The organism is Streptomyces sp. NPDC057428, from assembly GCF_042803195.1.
Lineage (GTDB): Bacteria > Actinomycetota > Actinomycetes > Streptomycetales > Streptomycetaceae > Streptomyces.
In genome coordinates this window covers 1-8,260 of the sequence record NZ_JBHVCT010000148.1, presented here as the reverse complement: position 1 = coordinate 8,260, position 8,260 = coordinate 1, and the positions used below count along the sequence as shown (strand labels likewise).

Sequence of the window (8,260 nt, the reverse complement as noted above, 5' to 3'; positions counted from 1 at the left end):
ACACCAACACGCCGGAAACCCAACAACACCCCGCATCAAGCAAGTTGACCGCTGACGACCCACGAGCACGCCACTACCTGCGGATTCGGGTCAGATGCCCGCGGTGCGCCAGAACTCCTCGACCACCCGGTCGATGAACTCGCGTCCCGCGTCGCCCGCGGCGCCCGCCCGGTCCCGGTTCGTGGTCTTCCAGCTCAGCGTCGAGACCATCAAGGCCTGGTAGTCGGCGTGCAGTTGCTCCAGCACGTCCTGGACCAGGATCCGGTCCAGCGGGACGAGCTTGGCCACCGGCCGCACGTAGGCCTGCCAGCGTGTCGTCACCGCCCTGGTCAGCAGGTCGGCGAGCTCCTCGTTGCGGCCCGTCGCGGTGAGGAACTGCGCCGCCGACATGTCCAGCGCGTCGCACAGGGCCACTGCCTGGCGCTCGTTGCCCCTCCAGCGGCCCGACTCCTCGATCCGCGCGTACGCCGCGCCGGTCATCCCGAGCGACCGGGCCAGATCCTCCACGGAGAGGTCGCGGGCGATCCTGTGTTCGCGCAACGTGCTGGCAGCGGCGAGCAGTTCACCCGGGGCGCACCACAGCACACCGGCCAGCGCCATCAGTTCGCGTTCGCCGGGCAGGGCCGTCCCCCGCTCCCAGGCCATCACGGTCTCCGCCGTGATGAGTAGTCCGTACTGGGCTCCGAGGCCATACGCAACATGTCCTGGAGCCATTCCCAGTGCCTCGCGCAGTCGGCGGGCGGCGGGGGCGTTGAAGGGTGGAGTGGGGTGCACGGCTCCACCGTATGAGGCCGGGATCAGCCTGGCTACAGGCTGTTCTTATCAGTTCACCCTTCGTATGATCCTCCTAGCGCATCGGTGGAGGGCTGCCGGGGTCATCGGCGGGTTTCGGCCACCCAGTGGTAGTACAGCTCGGGACGGCCCACCTGGCCGTAGCTCGGGCGTCGCACAGCGCGTCCGGTGGTCACCAGGTGCTCCAGATAGCGGCGGGCGGTGATCCGCGAGATCCCCAGCTCCTCCCCGGTGGCCGCCGCCGTCGCCCCTTCCGGGGACTCCCGCAGGGCCCGGGTCACGGCCTGCAGGGTCGGACCGCTCAGGCCCTTGGGCAGCGTGGCGGGGGCCGCGACGCGCAGCGCGCCCAGAGCCCGGTCCACCTCCTCCTGGTCGCTCGCCTCACCGGCCGCCGCCCGGAACTCGGCGTAGCGCACGAGCCGGTCCCGGAGGGTGGGATAGGTGAAGGGCTTCAGCACGTACTGCACGACGCCGAGCGACACCCCCTCCCGCACCACCGCCAGGTCGCGCGCCGACGTCACCGCGATGACGTCCGCACCGTGCCCCGCCGCCCGCAGCGAACGCAGCAACTGGAGACCGTGGCCATCAGGCAGGTAGAGGTCCAGCAGCAGCAGATCCACCTCGGTGCGCTCCAGCGCCCTGACGGCCTCGGCCCGCGAGTGGGCGACGGCCGCCACCTCGAAGCCCGGCACCCGGCCCACGTACAGCTCGTGGGCGTCCGCCGCCACCGGGTCGTCCTCCACGACCAGTACCCGGATCACGCCGTGACCACCTCCGCGCCGGTGGCGCGGCCGGTGAGCGGCAGCCGCACCGTGAACTCCGCGCCGCCGTCGGGCGTCCTCCCCAGCTCGACCGTCCCGCCGTTGCGGTGGACCGCCTGCCGTACGAGGGCCAGCCCCAGACCGCGGCCCGTGCCGTGCGTCGTCCAGCCACGCCGGAACACCTCGTCCGCGTCGGCCGGGCCGATCCCGCCGCCGGTGTCCGCGACCCGCAGCACCAGCTCGCCGGCCTCGGTGAGCGCGGTCACGGTGACCAGAGCCCGCGCCGCCCCGGTGCGCTGGGCGGGAACAGGCCCACCGCCTGAGCCCGTCGCCGTCTCCGACGCGGCGTCCACCGCGTTGTCGATCAGGTTGCCGAGGATCGTCACCAGATCCCGCGGAGCCAGCGAACGCGGGAGCGCCCCGTCGTCGATCATGCTGTCCTCGGCGAGGGCGAGCTCCACGCCGCGTTCATGGGCCTGCGCCGCCTTGCCGAGCAGCAACGCGGCCAGCACCGGTTCGGCGACCGCCCCCACCACGCGGTCGGTGAGGACCTGGGCGAGCTCCAGCTCGGCCGTCGCGAACTCCACGGCCTCGTCGACCCGGCCCAGTTCGATCAGCGACACCACGGTGTGCAGCCGGTTCGCTGCCTCGTGGGCCTGCGAGCGCAGCGCATGCGTGAAGCCGCGTTCCGAGTCGAGCTCGCCCGACAGGGCCTGCAGCTCCGTGTGGTCCCGCAGGGTCACGACCGTGCCGCGCCGCTCACCGCCGACCACCGGGCTCGTGTTGACCACGATCACGCGGTCCGCCGTCAGGTGGACCTCGTCCACCCGCGGCTCGGACGCGAGGAGCGCCCCGGTCAGCGGCGCGGGCAGCGCGAGTTCGTCGACCCCGCGTCCGACCGCGCCCGGTGTCAGCCCCAGCAGCTCCCGGCCCGCGTCGTTGATCAGGGCGACCCTGCGCCGGCCGTCCAGCATGAGGAGCCCCTCGCGCACGGCGTGGAGCGTGGCCTCGTGGTACGTGTGCATCCGGCTCAGCTCCCGGGCGTTCATCCCGTGCGTGTGCCGCCGCAGCCTGGCGTTGATCACGTACGTCCCGAGCGCGCCGAGGGCGAGGGCTGCGCCCGCCGCCGTCCCGAGGGCGCCCAACTGCCCCCGCACCTGGGTCGACACCCGCTCGACCGTGATGCCCGCGCTCACGAGCCCGACGATCCTGCCCCCGTCGCGGATCGGCGTGACGACCCTTATCGAGGGCCCGAGCGTGCCGGTGTAGGTCTCCTCGAACGTCTCGCCGGCGAGGGCGCGTTCGGTGTGCCCGATGAAGCGCCGGCCGATCTGGGCGGGCACGGGGTGGGTCCAGCGGACGCCGTCCGGATCCATGATCGTGACGAAAGCGATCCCGGTGTCCGCCCGGACCCGCTCCGCGTAGGGCTGGAGTACGGCGGACGGGTCAGGGGTACGGATCGCCTCCCGCACGGAAGGTGATCCGGCCATGGCGATCGCGGCCGCACGCACCTGGCGGGCCGCCGTCTCTTCGGCCTGCGACCGGCCGGAGGCGTAGGCGAAGAAGGCGCATCCGGCGACGACCGCGGCCACGAGCAGGGCCTGCATCGCGAACAGCTGGCCGGCCAGGCTGCGGGGCAGGGTACGGGGCAGGCGCATGCCCCACAGTCTGCCTGGCGCCGGGCACCGGCCCAAGGTGGCCGATAAGCGTCCGTGAACGATATGAACACAAGGGTGACGGGTGTCACAGGGAAGTGAATAGTCACCGGGGCCCCCAGGGACGGGGAGCCACCGCATACCCGAGGAGACCCCCGTGGCAGACAAGGCCGCTCGACGGGACCGTACGCACTATCTCTACCTGGCCGTGATCGCCGCAGTGGTCCTGGGCATCACCGTGGGCCTGGTGGCGCCGGACTTCGCCGTGGAGCTCAAGCCCATCGGTACCGGCTTCGTCAGCCTCATCAAGATGATGATCTCGCCGATCATCTTCTGCACGATCGTGCTGGGGGTCGGCTCGGTACGCAAGGCCGCCAAGGTCGGCGCGGTCGGTGGGCTCGCCCTCGGCTACTTCCTCGTGATGTCGACCGTCGCCCTGGCCATCGGCCTCGTCGTGGGCAACATCCTGGAGCCCGGCTCCACCCTGCACCTCACCGAGGCGGCACGGGCGGCGGGCGAGAAGCAGGCCTCGGGTGCGAGCGAGTCCACCGCGGACTTCCTGCTCGGGATCATCCCCACCACCATGGTCTCCGCCTTCACCGAGGGTGAGGTCCTGCAGACGCTGCTCATCGCACTGCTCGCGGGCTTCGCTCTGCAGGCCATGGGCTCGGCAGGTGAGCCGGTCCTGCGCGGCATCGGCCACATCCAGCGCCTGGTCTTCCGCATCCTCGCGATGATCATGTGGGCGGCCCCGGTCGGAGCGTTCGGTGCCATGGCCGCGGTCGTCGGCGAGACCGGCGTGGACGCCCTGAAGTCCCTCGCCATCATCATGGTCGGCTTCTACGTCACCTGCGCCCTGTTCGTGTTCGTGATCCTGGGCGCGATCCTGCGGCTGGTGGCCGGCATCAACATCCTGTCGCTGCTGAAGTACCTGGGGCGCGAGTTCCTGCTGATCCTGTCCACGTCCTCCTCCGAGTCCGCGCTGCCGCGGCTGATCGCGAAGATGGAGCACATGGGCGTGAGCAAGCCCGTGGTCGGTATCACCGTGCCGACCGGCTACTCCTTCAACCTCGACGGCACCGCCATCTACCTCACGATGGCCTCGCTCTTCATCGCCAACGCCACGGGCGACCCGCTGAGCATCGGTGAGCAGATCTCGCTCCTCGTTTTCATGGTGATCGCCTCCAAGGGGGCGGCGGGCGTCACCGGCGCCGGGCTCGCCACCCTCGCGGGCGGCCTGCAGTCGCACCGCCCCGAGCTGGTCGACGGCGTGGGCCTGATCGTCGGCATCGACCGCTTCATGAGCGAGGCCCGCGCGCTGACGAACTTCGCGGGCAACGCGGTGGCCACGGTGCTGGTGGGCACCTGGACCAAGGAGATCGACCGGGCCCGGGTGGACCAGGTCCTCTCCGGAGCGCTTCCGTTCGACGAGAAGACGATGACGGACGACGCCCACGGCGGCGAGCCGCACGTCCCGGACGCCAGGGACGGCGACGAGGAGAAGCCCTCGCTCGTCAAGGCGTAGGCGTCCAGGCGTAGGCGCGTCGGTGCGGCCGGTACGGGATTCTCGTGCCGGCCGCTTCCCCGTGGCCCGCAGCCCCGTGATCATTCTGTGCTGGCGCTGTGAGACGGATGTGTGGAGCATCAATGTTCTGACCAGGCACAAGGGGTGGGGACATTGAAGACCGTACGACGCCGAAGGGCCATGATCGCGCTGCTGCTGCCGGTCCTCATCGGCACAGCGGGATGCGGCGCCGGCGAGAAGGCCCCGACGGGAGAGCCGGTCTACGGGCAGCCGCTGGCCGAGCAGTTCCATGCGGCGACGGACGCCACCCGGGCAGCGGGCACCGCCGCTTTCGTCTCGACGCTGACGTACGGCACGACGGGCGGCGACGCCGTGCAGCGCGCGCGGGGGACCCAGGACTACGAGCGGGGGACCTCGCGTGCGGACACCGGCCTCTCCGCCCCCAGCACGTTCCCGAAGGGCACGCTGGAGCTCCTGAGCGGAGCGGCTCCGGAGGGCGAGCAGGCGCTGGCCACCGCGGGCGACGACGTCTACGTCCGCAACGGCCGCTCCGCCTGGCTGAAGTACACCCCCGAAGCCGTCAGCAGGTTCGGTGAGGCCACGGCCGAGGTCGCCGGGCACGCGGCCGGGGACGCGGCGCCGTACAGCGGGACCCTCGCGGACCTCGTTCCGCGCGCGATCCCCCGGGAGGCCCCCGAGCGCCGCGCGGACGGCAGCCGGGTCTACCGGGTGACCCTGCTGCCCGAGATCGCGGGCGAACTGCTCCCGCGTCACCTGCGGGGTGCCGGTGACGCCTGGGGCACGGAGTCCGTCGGGCTGACGGTGAAGCTGGACGCCGAGGGCAGGCTGGCCTCGGCCTCCGCCGACCTCGCACCCTTGCTGACCGCGCTGCACGACCAGGGGATGCTCGTCGGCGTGAAGCGGCTGCGGGCGGCGTACGAACTCACCGCCTTCGGCGAGCCGGTGAAGGACGGGGGGCCCTCCGACGGCGCGCGGGTCGAGGACGCCGGCGAGGTGCTGGCGCCCGTCGCCACGCTGAAGGCCGGCCGGTGCGCGGCCACCGGCGGCACGGGGCTGGGCACCGAGGAGATCGTCCGGCCCGTGGACTGCGCGGACCGGCACGACATCCGGGTGCTGGGCCAGGTGGAGGTCGACCGCTCCTTCCCGGGCCAGCGGGATGTCGGGAGCGGCGACCGCTACGGGAAAGAGGAGTGCCGGCGCGCCGATGCCGCCGCGCCGAAGGACTGGCGGCGCGGCGCCCCGTACGCGGACGGTTTCAGCGTGCAGGGGGAGTCCGAGGTGAGTGTGTCGGTCACCATGGACGGGAAGCCCGGCAGCGGGACGGAGACAACGGTGAAGGGTTCCTACACCTGCTACCTCAGATCAGCCTGACCACCCCTCGGCTGAACAGGACGTGGGCACCGGCAGGCCCCGGTGCTCACACTGTCCGTGCCCTTGCAGAAGGCGTTCCGGGCTGTGACCCTCACCTTGCCGTCGACCAGGTTGCCGTCGTCGCGGCTCTCCCGGCTTCTTGCCTTGACGCCGACGTCAAGGACTACGGTCGCGGTATGCGAATCGGGGAGCTGGCCGGACGCGCCGGGACGACGACACGGACGCTGCGGTACTACGAGTCACGGGGCCTGCTGCGCGCGCGCCGCGCGGAGAACGGCTACCGGACGTTCGACGAGGACGATCTGCGGCTGATCGAGCAGATCCGGACCCTGCGGGACTTCGGCTTCGACCTGGAGGAGACCCGCCCCTTCGTCGACTGCCTGCGCGCCGGCCACCCTACGGGCGACGCGTGCCCCGCGTCGCTGGCCGTCTACCGGCGCAAGCTCGGCGAACTGGACGCGCTCATCGGCCAGTTGCAGACGGTACGCACAGCAGTGGGCGCCCAGCTCGCCCGTGCCGAGGTGGAGGCCTCCGCCGAGCTGCCGGGCGGCCCCGAACCACGATGTGAACTGAACCGGGAGGACGAGGGATGATCCACGCAGAGGGTGTCGCCGAGGTCACGGACGCGACGTTCGACGCCGAGGTGCTGGGGACGGGCCTGCCGGTCCTGGTCGAGTTCACGGCGGACTGGTGCGGCCCCTGCCGCCAGCTGGCCCCGGTGCTGAGCGCCATCGCGCGGGAGGAGGCGGACCGTCTCAAGGTGGTCCAGATCGACGTGGACCACAACCCCGGGATCACGAGCCGTTACGCGGTGCTGTCGATGCCGACGCTGATGGTCTTCCAGGACGGCGAACCGGTGAAGTCGATGACGGGCACCCGTCCCAAGCGCCGCCTGCTCCAGGAGCTTGAGGGCGTGCTCCCGACGGCGGTCTGACTGCCGTGGGCTCACAGGTCGCCGGGCAGTAGCCGGAATGCCGGATGGCCGGTGAGCGGGCGCATTATCCGGAAGTGGCGGTCGGAGGTGAAGAGGTCCGCGGTCTGGAAAGCGGCGGCGAGCACCACGTTCATCGCGTCGGCCAGTCCGACCCCGCGGCCATTGTCGGCATCCTCGTATCCCCGCATGACTGCCATGGCGCCGCGCAGGTGCGGGGTCACTTCAGGGACTTCGAAGCGCCGGGCCTCCACCTGCCCCGCGACGAAGTCGAGCGCGTTCATGGAGGCGCGGGCGCCGACCCGTGAGGTGAGCAGACAGTCCAGTTCGGTGAGGACCATCGGCGACACCACGAGATGCCCCACCGAGGCGAGCGCGTCCCTGTGTGCCGCATGGTTGGGGTCCTTGGGGGTGAACAGCCGGTACAGGGCGTTCGTGTCGGCGATCGCGACCGGGCTGTCAGTCATCGATCGCGCCCATACCCCTCAGCGTCGCGTCGATCTCGTCGTCGGTGAGTACTGGGCCGCCCAGATCGGGAAGGTCCAGTCGGCCCATCGGGTCGGTGCGGAAGGGATAAGAGGGCCGGCCCAGGCGGGACCCCCGGGGAACGATGTCCCCTATGGGCACGCCGTCCTTGGTGATGGTCACTGTCTCGCCGGCTTGGACACGAGCCATGACCCGCGAGGTCTGCTGGTTCAGCTCGCGAAGCGGGACTTCCCTGTTGCCGCCCATGGCGTGAGTGTACTACTTGTTCTACGCAGTGGCCCGGTGCCGACTCCGGACCCAGGCGGCGGACGGACGGCGCCGCTTTCCCGGTTGCCACCCCCGGTGCGGGATCAGTCTTTGCGGTCGGCAAGCGCCACTGTGCCGCGGGAGCCTGGCTCGTAGCGGCCGGCCCGGCGACCTGCACGCGCGCCTCAAGCGTATGGGCCTGGACGTGCCCCGCTCCCGCCGAGCAAGGCGCTCGAGCACGGCGACTCCTGGTGGAGTGCGCCGAATGCGACCGCCCCGGCGCGGCATACGTGCTCCCGCACGGCCTCTGCCGCCCCTGCCGCACCACCGTGCGGTCGGAGGCCGGGGCTACCGTGGTCCCGGCAGCCGAACTGCGCGGGCAAACATTCAGCGGGTAATCGGAGCGTGATGGTTTCCGGCGTTGGATGACTGGCCGTCACGGTGGGAGCGTGGTGGAAGCGGGATGCGGTGT

Annotated in this window: 9 protein-coding genes; 4 read left to right on the top strand and 5 right to left on the bottom strand. The window is 71.4% G+C overall.

What is annotated here, in order from left to right:
* Window positions 1–90 precede the first annotated feature (90 nt).
* The 3 genes from ACFU5K_RS30340 to ACFU5K_RS30330 all read right to left on the bottom strand — a co-directional run bounded on the left by ACFU5K_RS30340 (window position 91) and on the right by ACFU5K_RS30330 (window position 3,211).
* Window positions 91–714 (bottom strand): helix-turn-helix domain-containing protein, encoded by a 624-nt coding sequence (locus ACFU5K_RS30340; protein WP_384067480.1) that lies wholly within the window; start codon window positions 712–714, stop codon window positions 91–93.
* A gap of 161 nt (window positions 715–875) precedes the next feature.
* A complete protein-coding gene (locus ACFU5K_RS30335) occupies window positions 876–1,553 on the bottom strand; it encodes a response regulator (protein WP_384067477.1) in 678 nt (225 codons plus the stop codon).
* Window positions 1,550–3,211 (bottom strand): ATP-binding protein, encoded by a 1,662-nt coding sequence (locus ACFU5K_RS30330; RefSeq protein WP_384067474.1) that lies wholly within the window; start codon window positions 3,209–3,211, stop codon window positions 1,550–1,552. Before ACFU5K_RS30330 ends, ACFU5K_RS30335 begins: the two co-directional genes overlap by 4 nt.
* A gap of 154 nt (window positions 3,212–3,365) precedes the next feature.
* On the opposite strand from ACFU5K_RS30330, the gene ACFU5K_RS30325 reads away from it, so the two are divergent.
* The 4 genes from ACFU5K_RS30325 to trxA all read left to right on the top strand — a co-directional run bounded on the left by ACFU5K_RS30325 (window position 3,366) and on the right by trxA (window position 7,059).
* A complete protein-coding gene (locus ACFU5K_RS30325) occupies window positions 3,366–4,733 on the top strand; it encodes a cation:dicarboxylate symporter family transporter (RefSeq protein ID WP_384067471.1) in 1,368 nt (455 codons plus the stop codon).
* 144 nt (window positions 4,734–4,877) lie between these two features.
* The gene (locus ACFU5K_RS30320) at window positions 4,878–6,125 is read left to right on the top strand and encodes a hypothetical protein (protein ID WP_384067467.1); all 1,248 of its coding nucleotides are present in this window, start codon (window positions 4,878–4,880) and stop codon (window positions 6,123–6,125) included.
* 176 nt (window positions 6,126–6,301) lie between these two features.
* A complete protein-coding gene (locus ACFU5K_RS30315; protein WP_384067464.1) occupies window positions 6,302–6,718 on the top strand; it encodes a MerR family transcriptional regulator in 417 nt (138 codons plus the stop codon).
* Window positions 6,715–7,059: a thioredoxin gene (trxA, locus tag ACFU5K_RS30310; RefSeq protein WP_384067461.1), complete on the top strand. Its 345-nt coding sequence runs from the start codon at window positions 6,715–6,717 to the stop codon at window positions 7,057–7,059. The genes ACFU5K_RS30315 and trxA overlap by 4 nt, the downstream gene beginning before the upstream one ends.
* 11 nt (window positions 7,060–7,070) lie before the next feature.
* On the opposite strand, the gene ACFU5K_RS30305 is transcribed toward trxA, so the two are convergent.
* Both ACFU5K_RS30305 and ACFU5K_RS30300 read right to left on the bottom strand, forming a co-directional pair.
* A complete protein-coding gene (locus tag ACFU5K_RS30305) occupies window positions 7,071–7,523 on the bottom strand; it encodes a PIN domain-containing protein (protein WP_384067458.1) in 453 nt (150 codons plus the stop codon).
* Entirely contained in the window at window positions 7,516–7,788 is a 273-nt protein-coding gene (locus ACFU5K_RS30300; protein WP_384067455.1) for a type II toxin-antitoxin system Phd/YefM family antitoxin, read from the bottom strand. Before ACFU5K_RS30300 ends, ACFU5K_RS30305 begins: the two co-directional genes overlap by 8 nt.
* Window positions 7,789–8,260: the final 472 nt, after the last annotated feature.

What these genes read in the sequence shown, in the direction of transcription:
- ACFU5K_RS30330 (WP_384067474.1), bottom strand. Translation starts at nt 3,211, where the DNA reads ATGCGCCTGCCCCGTACCCTGCCCCGCAGCCTGGCCGGCCAGCTGTTC.
- trxA (WP_384067461.1), top strand. Translation starts at nt 6,715, where the DNA reads ATGATCCACGCAGAGGGTGTCGCCGAGGTCACGGACGCGACGTTCGAC.
- ACFU5K_RS30300 (WP_384067455.1), bottom strand. Translation starts at nt 7,788, where the DNA reads ATGGGCGGCAACAGGGAAGTCCCGCTTCGCGAGCTGAACCAGCAGACC.
- ACFU5K_RS30340 (WP_384067480.1), bottom strand. Translation starts at nt 714, where the DNA reads ATGGCTCCAGGACATGTTGCGTATGGCCTCGGAGCCCAGTACGGACTA.
- ACFU5K_RS30315 (WP_384067464.1), top strand. Translation starts at nt 6,302, where the DNA reads ATGCGAATCGGGGAGCTGGCCGGACGCGCCGGGACGACGACACGGACG.
- ACFU5K_RS30305 (WP_384067458.1), bottom strand. Translation starts at nt 7,523, where the DNA reads ATGACTGACAGCCCGGTCGCGATCGCCGACACGAACGCCCTGTACCGG.